This is a genomic window from Microbacterium sp. ET2 (genome assembly GCF_030347395.1).
GTDB lineage: Bacteria > Actinomycetota > Actinomycetes > Actinomycetales > Microbacteriaceae > Microbacterium > Microbacterium albipurpureum.
On the sequence record NZ_CP128170.1, the window covers coordinates 2,301,434 to 2,327,467 of the forward strand.

The window sequence follows — 26,034 nt, forward strand, 5'->3', positions numbered from 1 at the left end:
GAGCGGCCAGAACGACAGGAGAACTTCCGGTCCGACGTGAGCACGCTGCTACGCTCGAGCCATGACCGGAGGCGACGAGAGCAGCCGCGGCCCCCGCCTCGACGACGACATCGACGCCGGGATCGTCTCGGTCGTGAGCGCCAACGCCCGCGCGACGCTGGCGGAGCTCTCCGCCGCGGTCGGGCTGTCCGTGTCGGCGGTGCAGACGCGCCTGCGACGCCTGGAGGCGCGCGGAGTCATCACCGGGTATCGGGCGCAGCTCGACGCGGAAGCGGTCGGCAAACCCCTCTCGGCCTTCGTCGAGATCACCCCGCTCGACCCCGGTCAGCCCGACGACGCGCCCGAACGACTGGAGCACCTCGCCGAGATCGAGGCGTGCCACTCCATCGCCGGCGATGCCAGCTACATCCTCTTCGTCCGCGTGGAGAGCCCGCGTCACCTCGAGGCACTGATCCGCGACATCCGTGCCGCCGCCCAGGTCAACACCCGCACCACCGTGGTGCTGCAGACCTTCTATGAGAACCGGCCGATCCGGGTGCCGCGGGGTACGGTCGACGGATGACGACCGACGGTTCGGGCCTGCTCATCCTCCGCAACAGCCGGTCGGGGACGGCGGTGATCCGCACCGACCCCGCCGAGCTGTTCGCCGAACGCCTTCCCGCGGCGCGCGTGCACGAGCTGAATGAAGGCGAAGACCTGGCGGATGTCGTCGAGGCGGCGTTCGCCGACGGCGACGCGCCCACGGTCCTCGGCGTCTACGGCGGCGACGGGTCGGTCTCGCGCATGGCGGGCCTGGCGCGGCAGCACGGCGTCCCACTGCTGGTGATGCCGGGCGGCACCTTCAACCACTTCGCCCGGTCGGCGGGTCTCGAAGACGTGGAGACCGCCGTGGAGGCGTTTCTTGCGGAGGACACCGTCGAGGTGAGCGCCATGGAGGTCCGCGAGAATGGCGCCGACGCGGTGCTCGTCCTCAACGCCGCGTCGGTGGGCGCCTACCCCGAGCTGATCGAGGAGCGCGACAAACGGCGCCGGCGGTTCGGGAAGTGGCTCGGCGGCATCGTCGCCGCCTGGCGGACCATGCGCACGGCCGAGCCGCTCGTGATCGTCCGGGACGGCCGCCGCGCTCGGGTGTGGTCGGTCTTCGTCGGCGTCGGCACGAACGACCCGAAGCGGGTCGCGACGATGCAGCGCGAGAACCTCGAGGACCCCGTCCTCGACATCCGCATCCATCACGCCCGCGGCACGCGCCTGCGCGCGATCGCCTCGCTCGCCTTCGGCAAGCGGACGGCGGCGGTGCTTCGCGCGGTGCGGCTCATGCCCGCCGAGCGCGACGTCGAGCGGCTCCTGGAGACCGGGTTCGAGATGATCGTGCGGCCCGGGCCCGGGCGTCCCGAGGTCTGGGTGCACGATGGCGAGCTCGAAGAGCCGCACGGTGAGGAGTTCACGCTGCGCTTCGCCGTGGTCCCCGCGGCGCTGACGGTGTTCGCCCCGCGCCCTGGTCGCTGACCCGCCCTCCGCCCTCGTCCCCTTCCCCCGTCCGCGAGAGTGCATCTGAGCGCCGAGCATGCGGGTAGACCCCGGATTCTCGGCGCGCAGATGCACTCTCGCGGTGGAGAGCGGAGGAGGGGTCGCGTCAGCTGTGCTGGGGGAAGCCCAGGTTGATGCCCCCGTGCGACGGGTCGAGCCATCGGCTCGTGACCGCCTTCTCCTGCGTGAAGAAGTCGAACCCGTGCGGGCCGTACGCCTTGGCATCGCCGAAAAGCGACGCCTTCCACCCACCGAAGGAGTGGTAGGCCACGGGCACGGGGATCGGCACGTTCACGCCGATCATCCCGACCTGCACCTCGTGCTGGAAGCGGCGGGCCGCGCCCCCGTCGTTGGTGAAGATCGCCGTGCCGTTGCCGAAGGCGCCGGAGTTGATCAGCTCCAGTCCCTCCTCGTAGCCGTCCACCCGCACCACCGAGAGCACCGGGCCGAAGATCTCGTCGCGGTACGCCGCCGAGGAGGTCGGCACCCGGTCGATGAGGGTCGGCCCGACCCAGAATCCGTTGGGGTCGCCGTCGACTTCGATGCCGCGCCCGTCGACGACGACGTCCGCGCCGTCGCCGGAGGCGACGTCGACGTACGACGAGACCTTGTCGCGGTGCGCGGCGGTGATCACGGGGCCCATGTCGCAGCCCCGCGTGCCGTCGCCGGTCCGCAACGTCGCCATCCGCTCCGAGATCTTCTCCACCAGCGCGTCGGCGACCGCGTCGACGGCGAGGACGACCGAGATCGCCATGCACCGCTCGCCCGCCGAGCCGAAGCCGGCGTTCACCGCCGCGTCGGCGGCGAGGTCGAGGTCGGCGTCGGGGAGGACCAGCATGTGGTTCTTCGCTCCGCCGAGCGCCTGCACGCGCTTGCCGTGGCGGGTTCCGGTCTCGTAGACGTAGCGGGCGATCGGGGTCGAGCCGACGAACGAGATCGCGCGCACCTCGGGGTGCTCGAGGAGCGCGTCCACGGCCACCTTGTCGCCGTGGACGACGTTGAGCACGCCGTCGGGCAGGCCCGCCTCGGTGAGGCGCTCGGCCATCCAGTTCGCCGCCGTCGGGTCCTTCTCGCTGGGCTTGAGCACCACGGCGTTGCCTGCGGCGAGAGCGATCGCGAAGAACCACATCGGCACCATCGCCGGGAAGTTGAACGGGCTGATGATTCCGACGACGCCGAGCGGCTGACGCAGGGTGTACACGTCGATGCCGGTCGAGACGTTCTCGGAGTACGCGCCCTTGGTCAGATGACCCAGGCCGCAGGCGAACTCCACGACCTCGAGGCCTCGCGCGATCTCGCCGTGTGCGTCGGAGATCACCTTGCCGTGCTCGGAGGTGAGGATCGCGGCGAGTTCGTCCTTCCGCTGATTCACCAGCTCCCGGAAGGCGAACATCACCTGCTGGCGTTTGGCGATGCTGGCGTTCTTCCACTCCGACGCGGCGGCCGAGGCGACACCGACGACGTGATCGACGTCGTCGGCGGTGGCGAAGCGCACCTCCTTCTGCACCCGACCGAGGGCCGGGTTGTACACCGGGCCGGTGCGCTCGCCCGCTCCCGCCCAGGGGGCGCCTCCCACCCAGTGATCGAGGATCGCGGTCGCGGACGGCGTCGTCTGCTCCAGAGTCGTGGTGTCGGTCATCTCTTCCTTCCGGTGGGTCCCCTCGTGAGGGACACGTGGTTCCAGTGTGTCGTCAGAGTCGGACGGTCGCGAGGGCGGCGTCGTAGATCTCCAGCGCCTCGGCGACCTCATCGGCGGTGACGACGCACGGTGGCACGACGTGGATGCGGTTGTCGGCGGTGAAGGGCAGGAGGCCCCGCGCCAGGAGGTCCTTCTTGAGCGCTCCGATCGCTGCGGCGGGCAGCGGTTCACGGGTCTCACGGTCGCTGACGAGGTCGAGCGCCCAGAAGACGCCCTCGCCGCGCACCTCCCCGATGACCTCGTGCTTCTCGGCGAGCGCGAGGAGCCCCGGACCGATCGCCTCGGCACCCATGCGGCGGGCGTTGTCGACGATTCCCTCGGACTCCATCGCATCGAGCGCCGCGATGATGGATGCCGCGGCGAGCGGGTGCCCGCTGTACGTGAGGCCGCCGGGGAAGACGCGCTCGTCGAACGTCGCGGCGATCTCGTCCGAGATGATCACTCCGCCCACCGGCACGTAGCCGGAGTTGACGCCCTTGGCGAAGGCGATGAGGTCGGGCACCACGTCGTAGCCGTCGAACGCGAACCAGCGGCCGGTGCGTCCGAACCCCGCCATGACCTCGTCGAGGATGAGGAGGATGCCGTAGCGGTCGGCGAGGTCGCGAACCCCGGCGAGGTATCCCGGCGGCGGGAGCAGCACCCCGGCGGTGCCGGGTATCGACTCCAGCAGCAGGGCGGCGATGCTCGCAGGCCCCTCGGCCTGGATGACGCGTTCGAGGTGGTGGAGCGCCCGTGCGCTCTCCTCTTCGGGTGTCGTCGCCCAGAACTCCGAGCGATACAGATACGGGCCGAAGAAGTGCACGTGCCCGCGGGCGTACTCGTTCGGGATGCGGCGCCAGTCGCCGGTCGCGACGATCGCCGCCCCGGTGTTGCCGTGGTACGAGCGGTACGTCGACAGCACCTTCTCTCGCCCGACCTCGCCCTTGGCGGCGGCGTGGAGGCGCGCCATCCGGATCGCGTTCTCGATCGCATCCGCACCGCCGTTGGTGAAGAACACCCGGTTCATCCCCTCAGGGGCGCGGGCGACGATGCGGGCGGCGGCCTCGCCGCGCTGGAGGTTGGCCGTCGCGGGCCCGATCGTCGCGAGCCGAGCGGCTTGCTCCTGGATGCCCGCGACCACCGCAGGATGCTGGTGACCGATGTTGACGTTCACGAGCTGGCTCGAGAAGTCCAGCATCCGATTGCCGGCGTGGTCCCACACCGTCGTCCCCGACCCCCCGGCGATGACGGGCAGATCGAGCCCGGCCTGCGCCGACCACGAGTGGAAGACGTGCGCACGATCGAGCTGCGTAGCCCGGGCGTCGAGATCGGTCTGGATGTCGGTGGTCATGGTGTCTCCTCATCGATGGTGCGGTCCCACCCACGAGACAGCACTGCGGCTGAGAGACCCGTTGCGGCGAACGTCGTCTCGGCGCGCATATGCAGTCTCGCCGATCGCGGGCGTGTTGGGGAGAGGGTCACGCGGAGCGCGCTCCGTCTCAGGCGCCGATGTATGCCAGGAAGAAGAAGAATCCCCATGCGCCGGAGTTCACGACGGTGACACGACTGTCGGATGCCACGAGCCGACCTCACTTCCCCTTCGCCCCGGGTGGTCACGTCCATGATCGCGAGGCAGGTGTCGCGGCTCCGGGCCCAAGGTCCCGCGAGACTGCACTGCGGCGTCGAGACCGATCGCGGCGCGGTCGGTCTCGACGTGCACATGCAGTCTCGCGGATCACAGATGGTTGCGACGCGGCTCAGTTGCCGCCCTCCTGCAGCTCGACCTCGATGGGCTCGAACGACTCGCCGAACACGTCGACGCCGTCGGCCTCCAGCTCATCGAGCGCCTGCTGGATGTACTGGTTGTCGTACGCCGTCGCCGGGGGCTCCTCGGTGATCAACCGCGCACCGGTCTCGTTGACCGCGGCGAGGGCGCCCTCGACGGTCTGTGTCCAGGCCGCTTCGTCGATGATGCCGATGCCGTCCGCCGCGGGCCAGATGAGCTTGTTGGTCTCGTTCATCATCCACAGCTCGTGGCTCGGGCCCCAGCCCGACCCCGACGCGAGGGTGATGTCGGCGGCCTGCTCGGGGTTGTCGCGCGCGTACGCCCACCCCTTGATGACGGCCTTGAGGAACGCCACCGCCGTCTCGGCGTACGCCTCGTCCGATTCCAGACGCTCGGTGTCGGCCCAGATCGCGTCCTGCAGCATGGCTCCGACGGTGTCGTCCTGGTAGCTGATCACCGAGAAGTCCTCGGGCTGATAGAGCTCACCGGTGTCGGGGTCGACGGTCTCGAGCAGCTGGGCGTACTCGTTGTAGGTCATCGCCTGCGCCGCGTCGATGTCGCCCTGCAGGAAGGCGTTCATGTTGAAGTCCTGCGTGATGATCTCCACGGTCGTGGAGTCCAGACCCTCGGCGGCCATCGCCGCGAAGATCTCCCACTCGTTGCCGAAGCCCCACGATCCGATCCGCTTGCCCTCGAAGTCGGCGACCGAGTCGATGCCCGCATCGGCCCACGCGACCTGCAGGGTGCCCGAGCGCTGGAAGATCTGGGCGATGTTGGTGAGGTTGGCGCCCGCCTCGATCGATCCGAGGACCTTCGGCACCCAGGCGATGGCGAAGTCGACGTCACCGGCGGCGAGGGCGTCCTGCGGCACGATGTCGCCGCCGGAGGGGATGATCTCCACTTCCAGGCCCTCCTCCTCGAAGAAGCCCTGGTCGACGGCGGCGAAATAGCCGGCGAACTGCGCCTGCGGCAGCCACTGCAGCTGCAGCGTGACGGGTGTCAGTTCGCCGTCGGGGGCGTCGCCGGACGCCTCTCCCGAACCCGAGTCCGAGCCGCCGCCCGAGCAGGCGGTGAGGACGAGCGCCGCGGTCAGCGCGGCGGCTCCGGCCGCGAGGATGCGGCGTGTGCTGTGTCTCATGGTGGTTCCCTTCGGATCCCTCCCGGGATCAGATCGTGCGATGGGATGGTGCGGTGCCGGCCCCGCCGGGTGCGGGGACGCTGTCGGGGGCGGGCGTCATCGCGCGGCTCCCGGAGAGATGCGACGGAGCACCAGGCGCTCCAGGGCCGCGGTGGCGAGGAAGAACAGCAGGCCTAGGGCGATCGCCGCGGCGACGTAGGCCCAGGCGCGCGCGTAGGCGCTCGTGGCGGCCGAGGTGGAGATGAAGCTCCCCAGGCCACCGCGGGGCCCGCCGAAGTACTCGGCCACGAGGGCGGAGATGACGGCCAGCGAGCTGGCGATCCGGATGCCGGTGAGGAGGAACGGCGCGGCCGTCGGCAGCGTCACGATCCGGAAGGCCTGCGACGAGCTGGCCGCGTAGCTGCGCATGAGGTCGCGGTGCACCGGGCGGGTCTGCCGGAGGCCCCGGAGAGTGTTGACGAAGACGGGGACGAACGACGCCAGGGCGGCGATCGCCTGCCGACCGAACTGGCTGTCGGCGCCGAACATCGAATTCAGCACTGGAGCCAGCGCCACGATCGGCACGACGGCGAGAGCGGCGACCACAGGGGCCGACATGCCGTCGACCGCCTGCCAGCGGGCGGCGAGGGCGGCGAGCACCACCGCGAGGATCGTGCCGACCACGAGCCCGATGAGGGCGTTGGTGCCGGTCACGAGGGTCGCGTCGCCGATCGCAGGTGCGAAGGCGATGAACTCCTCCGCGATGGCTGCAGGACTGGGAAGCAGATAGTCCGAGACGCCGACGACGCCGACCAGCAGCTGCCAGACGCCGAGGAAGATCAGCCCGACGACGATCGGGGCGATGATCCGCAGGCGCTCGGCGGTGGCGGCCGTCATCGCATCTCCCGCGTGGCGGCGCGCTCGCCGTCGGCCTGCCCGTGCAGGGCTTCACGCACCGCGGTCACGCTGTCGAAGAAGACGGATGCCTCGCGAAGGGCCTCATCGCGACGGGTGGCCCCGAAGCTCACATCCACCACCGCGGTGATCCGGCCCGGGCGCGGGGACATCACGACCACCCGGTCGGAGAGGAAGACAGCCTCGGGGATGGAGTGGGTGACGAAGACGACGGCTGCGCCGGTCTCGGTCGCGATGCGTGCGAGCTCGGTCTGCATGCGCTCGCGCGTCATCTCGTCGAGCGCCCCGAACGGCTCGTCCATCAGCAGCAGCCGCGGCTGTTCGGCGAGGGCCCGCGCGATGGCGACGCGCTGCTGCATCCCTCCCGACAGCTGATCCGGATACCGGTCGGCGAAGTCGGTGAGTCCGACCATCTCGGTGAGCTCGGCCACGCGCGTCCGCCGATCGGCGGCTCCGACGCCGTGGATCTCCAGGGGCAGGGCGATGTTCGCGGCGACCGTCCGCCAAGGGAGGAGACCCGCCTGCTGGAAGGCGATGCCGTAGTCCTGGTCGCGGCGGGCGCGGGAGGGGTCTTTGCCGAAGACGTCGATGTGCCCCGACGATGCGGTGTCGAGATCGGCGATGAGCCGCAGGAGCGTCGACTTGCCGCACCCGGACGGGCCGATCAGCGACACGAACTCGCCGGGGGCGACCGTGAGGTCGACGGCGCTGAGCGCCTGCACCTCGCCCGAGGACGAGGGAAAGGTCTTGGTCACGTCGGTCACCGAGACCGCTGCTGTCGCGGTGACCGGTACGGCGGTGGGGGTGGGGGTGCTCATGCGGTGACCTCGCCTCGTCGATAGTTCTTCAGGATGACGCCGAGGACCGCGATCGATCCGGCGGCGATGAGGCCGAGGGCCACGGCGCCGAAGATCGGCCCCCAGGCCTTGGCGGGGTCACCCGAGGCCTGGCCGGCGAACTGGATGAGGAGGCGGCCGATCCCGCCCTGGAGGCCCGTGGACACCTCGGCGACCACCGCGCCGACCACGGCATTGGCCGCTCCGAGGCGCAGCGCCGGGAGGAGGTAGGGCACCGCGGCGGGAAGCCGCAGGCGCCAGAGGGTCTGCCAGTAGCCGGCGGAGTAGGTCTGGAAGAGCTCGGCGTGGAGGCGCTCGGGCGACTGCAGCCCGCGCAGAGCGCCGACGGCGATGGGGAAGAACGCGAGGTACGAGGCGATGACGGCCACCGACATCCAGTCCTGCCACTGGGCCCCCGCGATCTCGATGCGCGACCCCCAGCTGCGGACGATCGGGGCGAAGGCGATCAGCGGAACGGTCTGGCTGAGGATGATCCAGGGGAGAAGCCCCCACTCCGCCAGCCGCCAGCGCTGCATCACCAGGGCGAGCGCCATGCCCACGACGAGACCCACGAGCCATCCGGCCGCCGCGATCCCCAAAGTGGTGAGGGCGGCGAGCGCGACCGCCGTCCACAGCGGCGGCGAGCCGTCCTGCCGGGTGACGGGTTCAGCCAGGCGCACCACCATGTCCCAGACGTGGGGCATCGCGAGGTCGGTGGTGCGTGGCAGGACCCGGACGTCGCCGACGATCACGCCGTTCTCGGGCGCGAGGAGCTTGTACATCTCCCAGAGCAGGATGACCGCGGCGACCCCGACGACGCCCCAGAGCCACGCCGCGCCCCGGCGTCCACCGCGCCGCCCGCCGGGGCGGGCCGCACGGACCGACGTGGACCGGGTGGCCGCGGTGACGACGTCGGGTGCGACATCCGTTCTCGTCATCCAGCCCTCACTTCTTCGCCGCCACGTGCGCCTGCAGAGCCGGGATCACGGTCTCGCCGTACACGCGCATCGTCTCCTCCTTGTTGTCGTGCTGGAGGTACCCCGCGAACTGGGTGACGCCGAGGGCGCGGAGCTGCTCGAGCTTGGCGATGTGCTCCTCGGCGCTGCCGAGGATGCAGAACCGCTCGACGATCTCGTCGGGCACGAAGTCGACGTGGTCGTTGTCGGCCTTGCCGTGGGTGTTGTAGTCGTAGCCGGTGCGCCCCGCGATGTAGTCGGTGAGGGCGTCTGGTACGGCCCCGTGCTGGCCGTACTTGGCCACGATGTCGGCGACATGGTTCCCGACCATCCCGCCGAACCACCTGCACTGCTCGAGCATGTGCGCGCGGTCGGTTCCGATGTACATGGGCGCCGCCACGCAGAACGCGATGCTGTCGGGGTCGCGGCCGGCCGCCTCGGCCGCATCGCGCACCGTGGTGATCATCCACGCGGCGATGTCGACGTCGGCCAGCTGCAGGATGAAGCCGTCGCCGACCTCACCGGTGAGCTTCAGCGCGAGGGGACCGTAGGCGGCGACCCAGACGTCGAGCTCCGACCCGCGGCTCCACGGGAACTGCAGGGTCGCGCCGTTGTACCCCACCGGCCGGGAGTTGCCGAGCTCGCGGATGACGTGGATCGACTCCCGCAGCTCCTTCAACGTCGTCGGCTTGCCGTTCGTGACCCGCACGGCCGAGTCGCCCCGCCCGATGCCGCAGATCGTGCGGTTGCCGTACATCTCGTTGAGGGTCGCGAACACCGAGGCGGTGACCGTCCAATCGCGGGTGGCCGGATTGGTCACGAACGGCCCGACGGTGACGCGCTTGGTCTCGGCGAGGATCGCCGAGTGGATGACGTACGGCTCCTGCCACAGCAGGTGCGAGTCGAACGTCCACACGTGGCTGAACCCGTGCGCCTCGGCGAGCTTGGCCAGCTGCACGGTACGGGCCGCGGGCGGGTTGGTCTGCAGGACGACGCCGAAATCCATGGCCGTCACACCAGGTACTGGCTCAGGCCACGACGCAGGTACTGTCCGTCGCCCTTGCTGCCGTGGTACATGCCGCCGTCGACGATGACCCTGCCCCGCGAGATGACGGTGTCGACGTGCCCGTCGACCTCGAAGCCCTCCCAGGCCGAGTGGTCCATGTTCATCTGGTGGCTGGACGCCGAGATCGTGGTGTGGCCGTGGGGGTCGTAGACCACGACATCGCCGTCGGCGCCGGGCTGGATCACGCCCTTCCTGCCGTACAGGCCGAACATCCGCGCCGGGGTCGTGGAGGTCAGCTCCACCCACCGCTCGAGCGTGATCTTTCCGGTGACGACGCCCTGGTACATGAGGTCCATGCGGTGCTCGACCGAGCCGATCCCGTTGGGGATCGCGCGGAAGTCATCCTTCCCCAGCTCCTTCTGCCCCTTCATGCAGAAGGGACAGTGGTCGGTGGAGACCATCTGGATGTCGTTGGTACGCAGGGCCTGCCACATGTGGTGCTGATGGCCCTCGCCCCGGCTGCGCAGGGGCGTGGAGCAGACCCACTTCGCACCCTCGAACTGGCCCCACTCCTCACTGAATGCGCCGAGCTGCTCCTCCAGCGAGAGGTAGAGGTACTGCGGACAGGTCTCGCCGAAGACGTTCCAGCCCTGATCGCGTGCCCAGGCGAGCTGGTCGACGGCCTGCTTGGCGCTGACGTGCACCACGTACAGCGGCGCACCGGTGAGGTTCGCGAGCATGATCGCCCGATGGGTGGCCTCCTCCTCCATCTGCCACGCGCGCGCGATGCCGTGGTAGTACGGCGCCTTCTTGCCCGCCTCGGCCAGCTGGGCTGCCAGCACGTCGATCGCGGGGCCGTTCTCGGCGTGCATCATCGTCAGCAGGCCCGTGTCGGCCGACTTCTGCATCGCCCGCAGGATCTGCGCGTCGTCGGAGTAGAACACCCCGGGGTAGGCCATGAAGAGCTTGAAGCTCGTCACCCCCTCGTCGATGAGGGAGTCCATCGCCCGCAGCGAATCGTCGTCGACGCCGCCGATGATCTGGTGGAAGCCGTAGTCGATCGCGCAGTTGCCGGCGGCCTTCTCGTGCCAGGCGGCCAGTCCGTCTTCGACGCGCTCGCCGTAGCGCTGCACGGCGAAGTCGATGATGCTCGTCGTGCCGCCCCAGGCAGCCGCCCGGGTGCCGGTCTCGAAGGTGTCCGAGGCGGCGGTGCCCCCGAAGGGCAGCTCCATGTGGGTGTGGGCGTCGATGCCGCCGGGGATCACATACTTTCCGGTGGCGTCGACGACGGTGTCGACGGATGCCGCCAGGTCGGTGCCCAGCAGCTGCGAACCCGGCGCGAGCACCGCGACGATGGTGTCGCCGTCGATGAGCACGTCGGCGTCGCCGCGGCCTGTTGCGGAGACGACGGTGCCTCCGGTGATCAGGGTCGTGGTCACGATCAGTCCTTCTTTCTGTCCGCTGCGCGATGCGGCATTCGGCATCGCATGCCCCCGCGTCGGCCTTCGGCCGGCGCTCCCGCCAGTCCCGATGCCAGCGATGCCGAACGCCGCATCGCTTCGCTCGCTCCATACACCTCGGCCATGAGGGGGATCAGGGCCGGGCGATCTTCGAGTAGGAGTCGGGACGGCGATCCCGATAGAACTGCCAGTCGTCGCGCATCTCGCGCACCATGTCCATGTCGAGATCGCGCACGAGGATCTCCTCCTCGGTCCCTGAACCCCGCTCGCCCACGAAGTCGCCGCGCGGGTCGATCACCTGACTGGTGCCGTAGAAGTCCACGGCGAGCTCGCCGTACTCGTTGTCCTCGCGCCCCACCCGGTTGGGCTGGAGCACGAAGTACCCGTTCGCGACCGCGGCCGCCGGCCCCTCGACCTCCCAGAGCCGGTTCGACAGGCCGGGCTTGGTGGCGTTGGGGTTGAACACCATGTGCGCGTCGTTGAGGCCGAGCTCGCGCCATCCCTCCGGAAAGTGCCGGTCGTAGCAGATGTACATACCGATACGGCCGACCGCGCTGTCGAAGACCGGGTAGCCGAGGTTGCCCGGACGGAAGTAGAACTTCTCCCAGAACCGATCGAGGTGGGGGAGGTGGTGCTTGCGGTACTTCCCGAGAATCGTGCCGTCGGCATCGACCAGGACCGCGGTGTTGTAGTACACCCCGGTCTCGGCCTCCTCGTAGATCGGGAGGACCATTACGGTGCCGAGCTCCTTGGCGACCGCGGCGAAGCGCTGCACGATCGGGCCGTCGGCGGCCTCGGCGAAGCGGTAGTACTTCTTGTCCTGCGTGATCCCGAAGTAGGGGCCGTAGAACAGCTCCTGGAAGCACACCACCTGCGCGCCCTGCGCGGCGGCATCCCGGGCGAAGCCCTCGTGCTTGTCGAGCATCGACTCCTTGTCGCCGGTCCACGTGGTCTGTGTGATCGCTGCGCGCACCATCGTCATCTACGCATCTCCATCCGTGTCGTCCAGTACTTCTTCGTGCTGACGCCGACGGGGACCGGTGTCGGGACCGTCCGGTGAGTACTCACCCCGTGGACTGATCCTTCTTCCCGGACGTTTCCCGCCGGTTTCGGCCTGTGTCCGGACAGTAAAGCCTCGGCCGCGCGGCCACAAGAGGCGGTGGCCGCGTCGCGGAGATACATCGGAGGACGGATGCCGCGCGGCATCCACTCCTCTAGCGTGAAACGGTGTTCCGACCCCTCCGTCCCCTCCAGATGGCGACCGACATCGCGTTGGCGGCCGGGTTCTTCCTCGTCACCGTCGTCTTCGAGCTGAACGCCGGGGTCGGGATGATGGGACCGCCGACCCAGGTGGGCGCGATGCTCGGGGTCACCGGGTACGTGCTGCTGTTCAGCGTGGCGTTGGGCTTCCGCCGCTTCTCGCCGGGGGTGGCGCTGGCGCTGGCGTGGGCGGGCGCCCTTGCGCAGATGAGCCTGCTGCGCGGGCCGAGCCTGGTCGATTTCGCGATCTTCGGCGTGCTCTACGCGGCAGCGGCCTACGGGAGTGTCCGCGTGTTCTGGGCCGGGCTCGCGTCGGCGGTGACGGGCGCCGTCGTGATCACCCTCTACCTCTACCTCGGGCCGCTGTACTCCGGCGCCCTCGACCTGTCGGTGCTTCCCATCGCGGTGATCGTGCTCGGGGGAGCGACCTTCGCCCTGATGCTCGCCTGGACCTGCGGGGCGCTCGTGCGCACCGCGCGGCGTGCGCGCGAGAACCGGCTCGCCCAGGAGTGGGCAGAGGAGGAGGCGCGGTCGGAGTTCGAGCGCGCGCGGATCGCGCGCGACATGCACGACGTCGTGGCCCACTCGCTCGCCGTGGTCGTCGCCCAGGCCGACGGGGCTCGGTATGCCGCCGCGGCCGATCCGCAGGCGGCGACGGCCGCTTTGCAGACGATCTCGTCGACGGCGCGCGCGGCGCTCGCCGACGTGCGGCTGCTCCTCACCCAGCTGCGTCACAGCCAGGGCGACGGGCCGCAGCCGAGCCTCGCCGACCTCGAGGAGCTGTGGGCCCAGGTGCGTGCCGCGGGCGTCGACCTGCGCGTGGACATCGACCCCGCCCCGCCGGGCGAGCTGCCGGCATCCGTTCAGATCGCCATCTACCGCATCCTGCAGGAGGCTCTGACGAACGCGCTCCGGCACGGACGCGGTGACGTCTCCGTGCGGCTGGGGTGGCACGCCGATCGCGTGGAGCTCGCGGTGCGCAACGCCAGGGCGGTCGACGGTGCGGCATCTGCCGACGGCCCGCGGGGCCACGGCGTGATCGGCATGCGCGAGCGCGCCCAGCTCGTGGGCGGGCGACTGGAAGCCGGCGAGGACGGTGGCGACTGGGTCGTCTCGGCGACGGTGCCGATCGGGGCGACCGCATGAGCGGGGGCGCCGGGGTGATCCGCGTCGTGCTGGTCGACGATCAGGCGCTCTTCCGTGCGGGGATCCGCATGGTCGTCGACTCTCAGCCCGACCTCGAGGTCGTCGGCGAAGCCGCCGACGGGCGCGAGGCGCTGGCGGTCGTGCGAGAGGCGCGGCCGGACGTGGTGCTGATGGACATCCGGATGCCGGTGATGGACGGCCTGGCCGCCACCGCCGAGCTGCTGCGCGACCCCGACCCGCCGCGCGTGGTGATGCTGACGACCTTCGACCTCGATGAGGCTGCGGCGCGGGCGATCCGCGGGGGCGCGAGCGGATTCCTGCTGAAGGACGCCGACCCCGAGTTCCTTTTGGCCGCGATCCGCACCGTGCACGCGGGGTCGGCGGTGATCGCGGCCTCGGCGACCCGTGATCTGTTCGCCCGCTTCGCCGATGCGGCGCCGCGTCCCGCTCCCCCGCCTACGGCGAGCTCACCGAGCGCGAGCGCGAGATCTTCGCCCTCGCCGCTCGAGGACTCTCCAATGCCGAGATCGCCGCCCGGGAGTACCTGTCGGAGGCGACAGTAAAGACGCACATCAGTCGCATCCTGAGCAAGCTCGCGCTCCGCGATCGCGTGCAGCTGGTGGTCTTCGCCTTCGAGCACGGCCTGGCCTGAGCGCGACGCGCGGCGCGGCGCGCGCCGGCACGCGGGCCCGCGTCATCCTTCCGATGTACACGGATCGGCCCCGGGGCCGACGCGCGCCCACCCGGGTGATTCCTAGCGTCGAAGGCATGCACATCTCCTCCACCGACCTGGGCCTGGCGGCCCGGGTGCAGCAGCTGACCAAGACCTACGGCACCGGCGACAGCGCGGTGCGCGCGCTCGACGGCGTGACGATCGGCATCCGCCGTGGCGAGTTCACCGCCATCATGGGGCCGTCCGGCTCGGGCAAGTCAACGCTCATGCACGTCATGGCAGGGCTTGACGCCCCCACTTCGGGCCGCGCGTGGCTCGGCGACACCGAGATCACCGGGCTCACCGACCTCGAGCTCACCATCCTTCGCCGCCGCCGTGTCGGGTTCGTGTTCCAGGCGTTCAACCTGGTGCCGACCCTCGACGCGCTCGGCAACATCCTGCTGCCCTTCGACCTCGACGGACGGCGCCCGTCCGCGCTGGAGCGCGCGCGCATCGACCGGCTCGTCGACACGCTCGGCCTCACCTCACGCCTCGGACACCGCCCGCATCAGCTGTCGGGCGGCCAGCAGCAGCGCGTCGCGATCGCCCGCGCCCTCGCCACCGCCCCCGACGTGGTGTTCGCCGACGAGCCGACCGGAAACCTCGATTCCCGCAGCGGTCGGGAGGTGCTGCGGCTCCTCGCCGACGCCAGCCGCGAGCATGGCCAGTCGATCGCGATGGTCACCCACGACCCGGTCGCCGCCAGCCACGCCGACCGCGTGATCGTGCTCGGTGACGGCCGCATCGCCGCCGACAAGCCGCGGCAGAGCGCCGAGGAGATCGCGGCCTTCCTCCTCGCCGGCGAGCTGTCGTCCCCGGCATCCGCGGAGGTGACGGCATGAGTGCGGTCGCCCTGGAGAACCGAGCAGACCGGATGCCACGGACCGCCGCCCCACGATGGGCGTTTCTGCGCGAGCGCGGCATGGCCGCCAGCGTCCTGGTGGCGGCCATCTCGAGCGCCTTCGGCGTGCTGCTCGTCTCGGTGACGGGTTATCTCGCCGCGATCCTCCGTTCCGATCCCTACATCGGCGACAGCGGGACGCTGGCGTTCGTGCTGAGCTTGCTCACCGTCATCCTGGTCGGCGTCGCGGTGTACGTCGCCGGGATCGTCACCGCGAACACGTTCGCCACGGTCATCGCCGGGCGCACCCGGCAGATCGCCCTTATGCGGCTCATCGGCGCCTCGGCGCGCGCGCAGCGCCAGGAGGTCGCCCGGCAGGGGCTCGCCGTCGGCGTCGTCGGCGCCCTCAGCGGCCTCGTCGTCGGCACCGGCGTCGCCGCGCTCGGCGTCGCCGTCGGCACCGAGCTGCTCGGGCTCGATGGCGTCTCGTACGGCGTCGTCACCGGAGAGCTCCTCGTGCCGGCCGTCATCGTCGCGCTCACGACCTGGGCTGCGGCGTGGGCCGGATCGCGGCGCGTGCTGACCGTCACGCCCATGGAGGCGCTCGGTGGCGCCGTTGAGGCCACGCGCGAGGACGTCGTCCGTCGCACCGGACGCAACGTCACCGCCGTCGCGCTGTTCGTCGCCGGCGGGGCGCTGCTGGCGGCGGGCATCGTGCTCGGCCTCGTCTCACCGCTGGGTGTCGCCGTCGCGTTCGTCGGCGGCATCCTCTCCTTCACCGGCATCGCGCTCGGCGCGACCCTTCTCATGCCGCCGGTGCTGCGGCTGATCGGTCGGCTCTTCGGCGGATCGGCGACCGCGCGGCTGGCCGCCGAGAACGCCCTCCGCTACCCCGAGCGCTCGAGCCGGATGGCGATCGGAGTGGTGATGGGTGTGACGCTCGTGACGATGTTCGCCGTCGCCATCGAGTCGACCAAGGCCGTGCTCACCGCGTCGGCCGGGGGTGAGCTCCCCGCCGAGATGGCAGCCGTGCTCGACACCTTCGCCGCGGTGATGATGGTGCTCGTGGCGATCTCGGCGGTGATCGCCGCCGTGGGCCTGGTGAACCTCCTCACCCTGGGCGTCGTGCAGCGCCGGCGCGAGCTCGGACTGCTCCGCGCCCTCGGACTCACCGCCCCCCAGGTGCGGCGGGTCGTGCTGCTCGAGGCGGCGCACCTCACCATCGCCGCGCTGGCGACGGGCCTCGTCCTGGGCGTCGCCTACGGATGGGCGGGTGCGCAGTCGCTGCTCGGCTCCGTGCCGGGCGACCCGAGCCTCCCGCCGGGACCGACGTTCGTGTGGCCGGCCGTGCCGCTCGTGCCGGTGCTGATCGTGGTCGCGGCGACCGCGGCGCTCACCCTCATCGCCGCCGTGACCCCCACGCGCCTGGCCACCCGGGTCGCGCCGGTGGAGGCGCTCGCCGAGTGAGGCGCGGGCCGCGGCGAGCGCCTGCGCGGGCGTGCTCGCCCCCGCGGACCGGAGGAGATCGGCACACCGGAGGACGCGCCGCGGCGCAGCCGCCTCCCTCGTGTCGATCTCCTCCCGTGTGTCGCCGAGCCGACGGGCGCGGCGCGGGAGGCGTCAGGCGTCAGCGAGCTCCGGATCGTGCGCCCACGTCGGCGCGAGTGCCCGGATGCGCGCCGCGCGCCACTGCCATGCCGCCCACAATCCCGGCCAGAGCACGGGCGCGGCCGCCCCGCCGATGACGAGGCGGTCGCGCCACAGGGTCTTCGTCGGATCGCCCGGCGCCGGTGACACCGCCATCTGGTGGTCCCAGACGTCGAGGGCCGCAAGCGGCCCGGAGATCGGGATGCCGCTGTCGCGGAAGATGCGGATCGGGCCGTCCGGGCCCTTCATCGTCCGGTCGCTCGCGTGGATGATCTGCCGGCCGAGCGAGACCCGCCCGCCGAGGCTCATCTCGACCCCGACTTCCGCTCCCGGCTCCCAGGCGGTCGGCAGCGCGTCGGGTTCGAGGGGCGCCAGCTGCACCAGCGGGCCGTACAGTTCCGCGACCGCGCGCGGGGAGTGCAGCGCCCGCCAGGCGGCATCCGCATCGCAATCGATGACGAGCTTCAGCATGATCCGCATGTGCCCACTCTGTCATTCCGCGCCACCCGGCTCGCCCGTTTAGGCTGACGGAATGCCCTCGCCCTTCGATCAGTCCCGGTATCAGGTGCGTCTGGACTGGGGCCTCGACGCCCTCGCGCGCCTCGCGCCCGCCGACATCGTGGTGGTCGTGGATGTGCTCCGCTTCTCCAGCAGGGCGATCGACGTGGTCGAGCAGGGCCAGGAGATGATGCTGGATGACGCGGCCTTCGCGGTGTCGCTGAACGGCGCCCGTGTCGCCGCCGCAGCAGCCGCCGCCGCGGGCTCCGTCTCGGCCGGCCCTCACGCGGTCGCGGACGAACCCGACGGCCCGATCGTCCTTCTCGCGGGACTGCGCAACGCCTCCGCCGTGGCGCGGGCGATCGCCGACGAGCAGGAGCGTCGCGGTCGCCGCACCTCGATCTCGATCATCCCGGCCGGCGAGCTCGGCCACGGCGGCGCACCGCTGCGCTTCGCCGTCGAGGATCTCCTCGGCGCCGGCGCCGTCATCGACGCCCTCACCACTCGGGGGATCGACCACTCCTCGCCCGAAGCCGCCACGGCAGGCGAAGCCTTCCGCGGGCTTCGCGGGGCGGTGCGTCACCTGCTGACCGCAAGCGGCTCGGGTCAGGAACTCATCGAGGAAGACCTGCGGCCCGACGTCGTCCGCGCCGCCGAGGTCGACGCTTCAGACGCGGTGCCGATCGTGCGCGGGGACCGCATCGCCCTGCTCTGACCCACCCCGGGCGGCATCCGTGCGCGGCGTCATCGCGGCCAGCCGGGCGGCGGCCGAGATCTCGCGCCGCGTCCAGGTGAACAGATGGCGGCGGTCGAACTGCGGCGCGCATGCGACGCACGACGTCGCCCGCGGCGGGCGCCGATGCCGGTAGGCGGTGTGTCCGGCGGGGCACACGCCCACCCACGGCGCGAGTTCGACAGCCGTCTCGCCGTCATGGGTCGTGCCCCCGACGTAGCCGAGGTCTCGGGCGATGCTCTTCCACTCCGCGCCGTGCCCGGCCGCAGGCCCGGCGATCGCGTGGGCCACCTCGTGCAGGAGCGTCTGGTGGTTGGTGTCGTCGTCGTACCGCGCCGAAAGGTAGCGCGAGACGCTGATGCGCTTGCGCCGGAAATCGCAGAGGCCCGCACGCCTCTTGGCGTTGTCGAAGCCGAAGGTCCACGAGGGGTCGAGGTGGCGGCGGATCAGGGCGTTCGCCCAGACGCGCACCCGTTCAGGTTCTGACATGCCGTGATGTTAGAACGTACCTACGACACTCAGCTCGCGACCGACGGCCGCACGCGCCGCCGCTCGGACGCGTCGATCGCCAGCAGCGTCGATTCGAGCTGCTCGTCGGGAGCGCCCGACTCCTGTCGGAGGAACAGCGCGCGCTTGAAGTCGGTGCGCGCGGCGTCGAAGTCCTCGCCGTCGTAGCGGGTCTTGCCGCGATGCTGGTACGCGAAAGCGGCGATGCCCGACCAGCCCTGGCCGTCGGCCTCCTCGGCGCACGCGGTGAGTTCCTGATCGGCGGCGGCGAGCTGACCGCGCACCTGGAGCACGGTGGCATGGAGGATCCGGGCTCGCAGCAGGTCTTTGCGCGTCCCCGCCATCCGGGCCACGCGCACCGACTGCTCGGAGAGCACCAGCGCATCATCCAGGCGATCGAGCACCTTCAGCAGCCACACCCGCTCGAGGAGGGCGGGCAGACTCCGCTGCTCGCCGATCTCACCCAGGCGCCCCTCGCAGCGAATCGGGTCGACCTGCTCCCTCAGGGTGTCGGGGTCGTATCCCAGGATGTAGCTCACGATCGACTCCTTCCACGCTCGAGGGTCCCGCGCCCACGCTCCCCCAGTCTGCGCGACGGCGGCGCCGGCGCCGGCGTGGCACGCCGCAGGGCGGCATCCGGACAGGAATTCACCGTTCGAAGACGGATGCCGCGGGCTTGGGCGACGGCGTCGCGTCACCGTCGGTCGCGATACGCGCTCCGCGCGCGAACTCGTCGACCTCCTGGCCTTCGGCCACCTTCGCGGGGTGGGGGCCTGCCGCCATCAGCCGCGGGAGCCACTGGGTCGGGAGGGGTGACGGGGAGGCGGCGACGACGAGGTTGCCGAACCGGCGACCCTTGAGCGTCTGCACCTCGGCCAGCACGATGACGTGGGGGAGCACCTCGCGCACCGTCGCCACCTGACGACGGGCGAAGGCGAGTCCTGCGCCGTCGGCGACGTTGACCAGCAGCACGCCGTCGGGGGCGAGGAGTGCGGCGGCCTCGCGGTAGAACTCCACCGTGGTCAGATGCGCCGGGGTCTGCGCCCCTGCGTAGACGTCGGAGACGAGCACGTCGACGGCTCCGACGAGCGCACGGGGGAGACGCGCGAGCCCGATTCGGGCGTCGCCGATCCGCACCCGGATCGCCGCCCCCCGCGGAAGGGGCAGATGCTCGCGCACGAGGTCGACCAGGGGTTGCTCGAGTTCGATGACCTGCTGGCGCGACCCCGGCCGCGTCGCCTCGATGTAGCGCGGCACCGTCAGCGCACCGGCGCCGAGGTGCACGGCGGTGAGCGGCTGGCCGGGGAGCTTCAGGCGGTCGATCACCGCCGCCATCCGCAACACGTACTCGAAATGCAGGTGCGTCGGGTCGTCGAGGTCGACGTGCGACTGCGGCGTGCCGTCGACGATGAGCTCCCAGCCGGTGTCGTACTCCGACGGCGCGATCGTCGCGAGAGTGCCGTCGCCGAGCCGTGCCGAAGGTCGCACCTGTTCCACCCGAGCGCGCGCCATGGCTCAACGCTAGCCCGCGGCGTCCGTCCGTCACGCCCCGGCCGCCGAAACAGAATCGCAACCTCACCGTGACCATCCGTGCGACGACGCGCGGGTACGGTCGAGGGATCACACTCCGTGGGCCGGTGCTGTCACACATATCGCTGTGCTCGCGACCCGAAAGGGACCCTCAAAAAGGAAGGTGCAGTACACGATGCTTCACTCAACGAGAAAGCGCCTGCTCGCCGGCGCTGCGGCCATCGCCGTCGGATCGCTGATCCTGACGGCCTGCGCGAGCCAGCGCGACGAGGGCGGCGGAAGCGAGGAGCCGAGCGACGTCGACTCGACGTTCATCTTCGGAGCCTCCGGTGACGTGTCGAGCCTGGATCCGGCGTTCGCCAGCGACGGCGAGTCGTTCCGCGTCTCCCGGCAGATCTTCGAGGGCCTCGTGGGCGTCGAACCGGGAACCGCCGACCCCGCGCCGCTTCTGGCGAGCAGCTGGGAGCAGTCCGAGGACGGATTGAGCTACACCTTCACCCTCGAGGAGGGCGTGACCTTCCACGACGGCACCCCTTTCAACGCCGAAGCGGTGTGCGTCAACTTCGACCGCCAGAACAACTTCACCGGCATCGCCCAGAGCGAGAGCCTGTCGTACTACTGGGGCAAGCTCATGCGCGGCTACGCCGACACGGGCACCTCGATCTACGGCGGCTGCGAGGCGGTCAGCGACACCGAGGTCACGGTCACCCTGACCGAGCCCTTCGCCGGATTCATCCCCGCCCTGTCGCTCCCCGCGTTCGCGATGCAGAGCCCGACGGCGCTGGAGGAATACGGCGCCGATGACGTCGGCGGCACCTCGGAGGCACCGACCCTCAGCGAGTACGCCACGGGTCACCCGACCGGCACCGGTCCGTTCCAGTTCGAGTCATGGGATCCGGGCAGCACCACCACCCTCACCGCCTACGAGGACTACTGGGGCGAGCAGGGCGTGGTCGAGGAGATCATCTTCCAGGTGATCGGCGACACCACCGCGCGTCGCCAGGCGCTGGAGTCCGGCAGCATCGACGGCTACGACCTCGTCGCCCCCGCCGACCTCGGCGCGCTGGAGGAGGCGGGCTTCACCCTCATCAACCGCGACCCGTTCAACGTGCTCTACCTCGGCATGAACCAGGCCGTTCCCGAGCTCGCGGACGAGCGCGTGCGTCAGGCGATCGCCCATGCGATCGACAAGGAGCAGCTCATCTCGCAGGTGCTCCCCGAGGGCACCGAGGTGGCCACGCAGTTCATGCCCGACAGCGTGATCGGGTGGAACCCCGACGTCACCACCTACGAGTACGACCCGGAAGCCGCTCAGGCGCTGCTGGCCGAGGCGGGCTTCGACGAGTCGAACCCCCTCACCATCACGTTCAACTACCCGGTCAACATCTCTCGGCCGTACATGCCCAACCCCGAGCAGATCTTCACCAACCTGCAGTCCCAGCTCGAGGCCGTCGGCATCGTGCTCAATCCGGTCTCCAACGAATGGGGCGAGTACCTCGACCTCATCCAGGGCGGCAGCGAGCACGGCATCCACCTGCTCGGCTGGACCGGTGACTACAACGACCCCGACAACTTCGTGGGGACGTTCTTCGGTGCGCCCTCGAACGAGTGGGGCTTCGACAACGCCGAGATCTTCAGCGCCCTGACCACCGGCCGGGGCCTGGCCACCGCCGAGGAGCAGGAGTCGGCCTACGCCGACGCCAACGCGCAGATCATGGAGTTCCTCCCCGGAATCCCGCTCGCCCACCCGGTGCCGACCCTCGTCTTCGACGAGCGCGTCACCTCGTACCCGGCGAGCCCCGTGCAGGACGAGGTCTACAACCTGGTCGAGCTCTCCGAGTAGCGACGATCCGGATGTCGCGGCGCGGCCCCGAACGCCGCGCCGCGACATCCGCTCGTCTTCTCCTCCGCACGACCGCGCCCCCGGCCCCACCCCCGGATCCGGGGCGCACGTCCTCGAAGGCTGCCTTCCGTGATACGCACCATCGGCAAGAGGATCCTCTTGCTCATCCCGACGCTGTTCGGGTTGTCCATCCTGCTGTTCCTCTGGGTCCGCGCCCTCCCGGGCGGACCCGCCGTCGCGCTCCTCGGTGAGCGGGCGACCCCCGAGGCGGTCGCCGAGATCAACCGTCTCTACGGCTTCGACCGACCGCTGTTCGAGCAGTACATCGTCTGGCTCGGGCGGCTGCTGTCGGGCGACTTCGGCACGTCGATCCAGACCGGGCGCGCCGTCACCGAGGAGTTCTGGCGCCGCTTCCCCGCGACCCTCGAGCTCTCCAGCGCTGCGCTCCTCATCGCCGTCGGGGTCGGCATCCCCCTCGGATACTGGGCGGCCCGCCGGCACGGCAAGGCCACCGATCACCTCACGGTGGCCGCGAGCCTTCTCGGCATCACGATCCCGGTGTTCTTCCTGGCGTTCCTGCTCAAGTGGGTGTTCGCGGTGCAGCTGGGCTGGCTGCCGTCGGAGGGGCGGCAGGACCCGCGCATCGACGCGACCCACTACACGAACTTCTACATCCTCGACGGGATCATCACGGGGGAGTGGGATGCCTCGTGGGATGCGATCCTGCACCTGATCCTGCCCGCGGTGGCGCTCGCCACGATTCCGCTGGCGATCATCGTGCGGATCACCCGCGCGTCGGTGCTCGAGGTGCAGAACGCCGACTACGTCCGCACCGGCATGGCCAAGGGCGTGCCGCGGGGGACGATCCGCGGGCGTTTCATCCTTCGCAATGCACTGCTCCCGGTCGTGACGACCGTGGGTCTGCAGACGGGGCTGCTCATCTCGGGGGCGGTGCTCACCGAGACGGTGTTCGCCTTCCCGGGGATCGGGTCGTTCCTCGCCCGCGCCATCTTCACCCGTGACTTCCCGGTGCTGCAGGGCTTCATCATCTTCATCGCGATCGCGTACGCCCTGATCAACCTGATCGTGGATGTCTCGTACAGCTTCATCGACCCGAGAGTGAGGGTCCAATGACCTCGGCGATGCTTCCCCCCGCCCCCAGCGGCGGGCCGGTCGACGACACCGCCGTCGACGACCGGGAGCTCCTGGACGCGCAGGTGCGCGGCGGCTTCTGGCGCGACGTCTTCCGGCGGCTCCGCCGCAATCCATCGGCGTGGGTGGGCGCGATCATCATCGCGCTGTTCGTCCTCGTCGCCGCGCTCGCGCCCGTGCTCGCGCCCTACGGCCCCACCGACCTCCCGGGCCAGCGGTACATCACTCCGACGGACATCCCGGGTCCGGGCGAGCTGCCGCAGTTCCCGCTCGGTCTCGACCGCTTCGGCGGCGATGTGCTGTCCAAGCTCATCTGGGGCGCGCAGGCGTCGCTCACGATCGGCGTGGTCTCGACCGCGTTCGGGCTCCTCGGCGGCATGCTGCTCGGCCTCATCGCCGGCGCGTTCGGCGGATGGGTCGACGTCGTGGTGATGCGCTTCGTCGACATCCTCCTCTCGGTGCCCTCGCTCCTGCTCGCGGTGTCGATCGCGGCGATCCTGGGGCAGACCCAGCTGTCGGTCATGATCGCGATCGGCGCCGCGCAGGTGCCGGTGTTCGCGCGGCTGCTGCGCGCGTCGATGCTCCAGCAGCGCTCGGCCGACTACGTGCTGTCGGCGCAGACGCTCGGCCTCGGTCGCGGCAAGATCACGATGAGCCACGTGCTGCCCAACGCCATCGGCCCGGTCATCGTGCAGGGCACGCTGTCGCTGGCGACCGCCGTCATCGAGGCGGCGGCTCTGTCGTTCCTGGGGCTCGGCGGTGGGCTCCCGCAGACCGCGGAGTGGGGGCGCATGCTCACCTACGCCCAGCTCGAGCTCGCGATCGCGCCGTGGCTGGCGTTCCTGCCCGGTGCCTGCATCACGATCACGGCGCTCGGGTTCACCCTGCTCGGCGAGGCGCTGCGCGAGGCGATGGACCCCCGCACCCGCGCGCGGTAGCGCCGGATCGCGTCACTTCACCGTTCGCCTGTCGCGATCTGCGCTCGCGCGCGGCCGATCGCGACAGGCGAGCGCTGGCGCTGACCATTCGCCTGTCGCGATCTGCGTTCGCGCGCGGCCGATCGCGACAGGCGAAGCGGTGGCGGCGCAGCCGCGAAGCGCGAGCGGGGTCAGCAGCCGCGAGCGCGAGAGGGGTCAGACGGCGATGTCGAGCTCGTTGCCCGGGATCGAGGCGAGCAGGCGCCGGGTGTAGGGGTCGCGCGGGTTGGTGAAGATCTCCTCGCCCGACGCCGCCTCCACGAGGTGCCCGTCCTTCATCACGCAGACGTAGTCGCTGATCAGCCGCACCACCGCGAGGTCGTGCGAGATGAACAGGTAGCTCAGTCCGTACTCGCGCTGCAGGTCGCGCAGAAGCCGAAGCACCTGATCCTGCACGAGCACGTCGAGCGCCGAGACGGGCTCGTCGCAGACGATGAGCTCGGGCGAGAGCGCCAGAGCCCGCGCAATCGCGACGCGCTGACGCTGGCCACCCGACAGCTCCGACGGGTAGCGCCGCATCATCGAGGCCGGAAGCGCCACATCATCCAGCAGCTGCCGCACCCGCTTGGTGCGCTCGGCCGACGAGCCGCGCCGATAGAACTCCAGCGGCTCCTCGATCAGCCGCTCGATGGTGAACATCGGGTTCAGCGACGAGTAGGGATCCTGGAAGATCGGCTGCACCTTCTGTCGGAAGTCCCGCAGTGCCCGGCCCTTGAGGGTCGACACGTCGACCCCGTCGAACGAGATGGTGCCGCTGGTCGGTTCGACGACCTTCAGCATCATCCGCGCCGTCGTGGTCTTCCCCGACCCGGACTCCCCGACGATCGCGACGGTCTGCCCGCGCGGGATGGCGAAGGAGACGTCCTCGACCGCGACGAAGTCCTCCTTGCGCCCTCGCACCGGGAAGGTCTTGGTCAGCCCCTCGACCTCGACGATGTGGTCGGGTGCCGCCTCGACGCCCGGCTCGGCCGGCGCAGCCGGCTCGGTCACCACGACGGTCGCGGATGCCACGGGCACGGCCGGCCCGGCGGCATCCGTCTTCTCGGCCCGGCGGAAGGCCTCGGGACGCAGCCGCACCGCCGCCACCGACGGCGCGGCCTTCACCAGCGCCTGAGTGTAGGGCTGCTGCGGGTCTTCGAGGATCTGGCGGGCGGGGCCCTGCTCGACGATGCGCCCTCGGTGCATGACGACCACGCGCGAGGCGCGCTCGGCGGCGAGGCCGAGGTCGTGCGTGATGAGCATGACCGAGGTGCCGGTGTCGCTGGTCATCCTGTCGAGCTGGTCGAGGATCGTCTTCTGCACGGTCACGTCGAGGGCGCTCGTGGGCTCGTCGGCGATGAGGAGCTTGGGGTTGCACGCCAGGCCGATCGCGATGAGCGCGCGCTGGCGCATGCCGCCGGAGAACTCGTGCGGGTACTGCTTGGCGCGGGCGGCGGCGTCGGGAAGACCCGCCGCCTCGAGGGTCTCCACGACCCTGCGGTCGACGTCCTTACGGGTGGCGAGGCCGTGCGCGAGAAGGGTCTCGGCGACCTGGGTGCCGATCTTCGCGACCGGATTGAGGTTCGACATCGGGTCCTGCGGCACGAGGCCGATCGAGCGGCCGCGCACCTGGCGCATCACCGACTCGGGGGCCCCGACGAGGTTCTCGCCTTCGAAGAGGATGCTGCCCTGCGTCACCCGCCCGTTGCCCGGGAGGAGCCCAATCACCGCCATCGCCGTGGTGGACTTCCCCGACCCCGACTCGCCGACGATGGCGAGGGTCTCGCCGGCAGCGAGGTCGAGGTCGACCCCTTCGACGGCGTGCACCGTCCCGTCGACGGTGCGGAACTCCACGGCCATGTCGCGGACCTGCAGAAGCGGCGTCCCTGCCGTGGGCCGCTCGAAAGATCGGGGCATCCCCCCATCCT

Annotated in this window: 23 protein-coding genes and 1 pseudogene; 10 read left to right on the forward strand and 14 right to left on the reverse strand. The window is 70.6% G+C overall.

Features of this window, described 5'->3' with window-relative positions; translation table 11 throughout:
- Positions 1-61: 61 nt before the first annotated feature.
- Positions 62-562 (forward strand): Lrp/AsnC family transcriptional regulator, encoded by a 501-nt coding sequence (locus QSU92_RS11190; RefSeq protein WP_289261823.1) that lies wholly within the window; start codon positions 62-64, stop codon positions 560-562.
- Positions 559-1,506, forward strand: coding sequence for a diacylglycerol/lipid kinase family protein (locus QSU92_RS11195; RefSeq protein ID WP_289261824.1), 948 nt, complete (start codon positions 559-561; stop codon positions 1,504-1,506). The genes QSU92_RS11190 and QSU92_RS11195 overlap by 4 nt, the downstream gene beginning before the upstream one ends.
- 127 nt (positions 1,507-1,633) lie before the next feature.
- Here the strand turns inward: QSU92_RS11195 and QSU92_RS11200 are convergent, their stop codons facing one another.
- From QSU92_RS11200 to QSU92_RS11240, 9 genes are all read right to left on the reverse strand, one after another.
- On the reverse strand, positions 1,634-3,166 hold the full coding sequence (locus QSU92_RS11200; protein WP_289261826.1) for a CoA-acylating methylmalonate-semialdehyde dehydrogenase: 1,533 nt from the start codon (positions 3,164-3,166) through the stop codon (positions 1,634-1,636).
- Positions 3,167-3,218: 52 nt separating this feature from the next.
- A complete protein-coding gene (locus tag QSU92_RS11205; protein WP_289261828.1) occupies positions 3,219-4,556 on the reverse strand; it encodes an aspartate aminotransferase family protein in 1,338 nt (445 codons plus the stop codon).
- A gap of 406 nt (positions 4,557-4,962) precedes the next feature.
- A complete protein-coding gene (locus QSU92_RS11210) occupies positions 4,963-6,129 on the reverse strand; it encodes an ABC transporter substrate-binding protein (RefSeq protein WP_289261830.1) in 1,167 nt (388 codons plus the stop codon).
- 96 nt (positions 6,130-6,225) lie between these two features.
- Positions 6,226-7,005, reverse strand: a complete 780-nt coding sequence (locus tag QSU92_RS11215; protein WP_289261832.1) for an ABC transporter permease — start codon at positions 7,003-7,005, stop codon at positions 6,226-6,228.
- A complete protein-coding gene (locus tag QSU92_RS11220) occupies positions 7,002-7,841 on the reverse strand; it encodes an ABC transporter ATP-binding protein (RefSeq protein WP_289261834.1) in 840 nt (279 codons plus the stop codon). Before QSU92_RS11220 ends, QSU92_RS11215 begins: the two co-directional genes overlap by 4 nt.
- Positions 7,838-8,797, reverse strand: coding sequence for an ABC transporter permease (locus QSU92_RS11225; protein ID WP_289261836.1), 960 nt, complete (start codon positions 8,795-8,797; stop codon positions 7,838-7,840). Before QSU92_RS11225 ends, QSU92_RS11220 begins: the two co-directional genes overlap by 4 nt.
- 7 nt (positions 8,798-8,804) lie before the next feature.
- A complete protein-coding gene (locus QSU92_RS11230; RefSeq protein ID WP_289265885.1) occupies positions 8,805-9,821 on the reverse strand; it encodes a TIGR03842 family LLM class F420-dependent oxidoreductase in 1,017 nt (338 codons plus the stop codon).
- A gap of 5 nt (positions 9,822-9,826) precedes the next feature.
- On the reverse strand, positions 9,827-11,260 hold the full coding sequence (gene hydA / locus QSU92_RS11235; protein ID WP_289261838.1) for a dihydropyrimidinase: 1,434 nt from the start codon (positions 11,258-11,260) through the stop codon (positions 9,827-9,829).
- A gap of 154 nt (positions 11,261-11,414) precedes the next feature.
- Positions 11,415-12,263 carry a nitrilase-related carbon-nitrogen hydrolase gene (locus QSU92_RS11240; RefSeq protein ID WP_289261840.1) on the reverse strand — a complete coding sequence of 283 codons (849 nt, stop codon included), beginning with the start codon at positions 12,261-12,263 and terminating at the stop codon, positions 11,415-11,417.
- 245 nt (positions 12,264-12,508) lie between these two features.
- On the opposite strand from QSU92_RS11240, the gene QSU92_RS11245 reads away from it, so the two are divergent.
- From QSU92_RS11245 to QSU92_RS11260, 4 genes and pseudogenes are all read left to right on the forward strand, one after another.
- Positions 12,509-13,687, forward strand: a complete 1,179-nt coding sequence (locus QSU92_RS11245; protein ID WP_289261842.1) for a sensor histidine kinase — start codon at positions 12,509-12,511, stop codon at positions 13,685-13,687.
- Positions 13,684-14,339: pseudogene (locus QSU92_RS11250) on the forward strand (response regulator transcription factor). The gene QSU92_RS11245 and the pseudogene QSU92_RS11250 overlap by 4 nt, the downstream one beginning before the upstream one ends.
- Positions 14,340-14,455: 116 nt before the next feature.
- The gene (locus QSU92_RS11255; RefSeq protein WP_289261844.1) at positions 14,456-15,241 is read left to right on the forward strand and encodes an ABC transporter ATP-binding protein; all 786 of its coding nucleotides are present in this window, start codon (positions 14,456-14,458) and stop codon (positions 15,239-15,241) included.
- Positions 15,238-16,707, forward strand: coding sequence for an ABC transporter permease (locus tag QSU92_RS11260; protein ID WP_289261847.1), 1,470 nt, complete (start codon positions 15,238-15,240; stop codon positions 16,705-16,707). Before QSU92_RS11255 ends, QSU92_RS11260 begins: the two co-directional genes overlap by 4 nt.
- A gap of 153 nt (positions 16,708-16,860) precedes the next feature.
- Here QSU92_RS11260 and QSU92_RS11265 read toward each other — a convergent pair whose 3' ends face one another.
- A complete protein-coding gene (locus QSU92_RS11265) occupies positions 16,861-17,367 on the reverse strand; it encodes a hypothetical protein (protein WP_289261848.1) in 507 nt (168 codons plus the stop codon).
- A gap of 52 nt (positions 17,368-17,419) precedes the next feature.
- Here QSU92_RS11265 and QSU92_RS11270 point away from each other — a divergent pair, with 52 nt between their 5' ends.
- Positions 17,420-18,100, forward strand: a complete 681-nt coding sequence (locus QSU92_RS11270) for a 2-phosphosulfolactate phosphatase (RefSeq protein WP_289261851.1) — start codon at positions 17,420-17,422, stop codon at positions 18,098-18,100.
- Here QSU92_RS11270 and QSU92_RS11275 read toward each other — a convergent pair.
- The 3 genes from QSU92_RS11275 to QSU92_RS11285 all read right to left on the reverse strand — a co-directional run bounded on the left by QSU92_RS11275 (position 18,053) and on the right by QSU92_RS11285 (position 20,137).
- Positions 18,053-18,607, reverse strand: coding sequence for a SprT-like domain-containing protein (locus QSU92_RS11275; protein ID WP_289261852.1), 555 nt, complete (start codon positions 18,605-18,607; stop codon positions 18,053-18,055). The two genes, QSU92_RS11270 and QSU92_RS11275, sit on opposite strands and share 48 nt — an antisense overlap.
- A 29-nt stretch (positions 18,608-18,636) precedes the next feature.
- Complete coding sequence (locus tag QSU92_RS11280) at positions 18,637-19,164, reverse strand: hypothetical protein (protein ID WP_289261854.1); 528 nt, start codon at positions 19,162-19,164, stop codon at positions 18,637-18,639.
- A gap of 109 nt (positions 19,165-19,273) precedes the next feature.
- On the reverse strand, positions 19,274-20,137 hold the full coding sequence (locus tag QSU92_RS11285; protein ID WP_289261856.1) for a spermidine synthase: 864 nt from the start codon (positions 20,135-20,137) through the stop codon (positions 19,274-19,276).
- 193 nt (positions 20,138-20,330) lie between these two features.
- On the opposite strand from QSU92_RS11285, the gene QSU92_RS11290 reads away from it, so the two are divergent.
- The 3 genes from QSU92_RS11290 to QSU92_RS11300 all read left to right on the forward strand — a co-directional run bounded on the left by QSU92_RS11290 (position 20,331) and on the right by QSU92_RS11300 (position 24,088).
- On the forward strand, positions 20,331-21,998 hold the full coding sequence (locus tag QSU92_RS11290) for an ABC transporter substrate-binding protein (RefSeq protein ID WP_289261858.1): 1,668 nt from the start codon (positions 20,331-20,333) through the stop codon (positions 21,996-21,998).
- A gap of 129 nt (positions 21,999-22,127) precedes the next feature.
- Positions 22,128-23,132 carry an ABC transporter permease gene (locus tag QSU92_RS11295; RefSeq protein WP_289261860.1) on the forward strand — a complete coding sequence of 335 codons (1,005 nt, stop codon included), beginning with the start codon at positions 22,128-22,130 and terminating at the stop codon, positions 23,130-23,132.
- On the forward strand, positions 23,129-24,088 hold the full coding sequence (locus QSU92_RS11300) for an ABC transporter permease (RefSeq protein ID WP_289261862.1): 960 nt from the start codon (positions 23,129-23,131) through the stop codon (positions 24,086-24,088). Before QSU92_RS11295 ends, QSU92_RS11300 begins: the two co-directional genes overlap by 4 nt.
- Positions 24,089-24,283: 195 nt before the next feature.
- Here the strand turns inward: QSU92_RS11300 and QSU92_RS11305 are convergent, their stop codons facing one another.
- Positions 24,284-26,023 (reverse strand): ABC transporter ATP-binding protein, encoded by a 1,740-nt coding sequence (locus QSU92_RS11305; protein ID WP_289261864.1) that lies wholly within the window; start codon positions 26,021-26,023, stop codon positions 24,284-24,286.
- Positions 26,024-26,034: the final 11 nt, after the last annotated feature.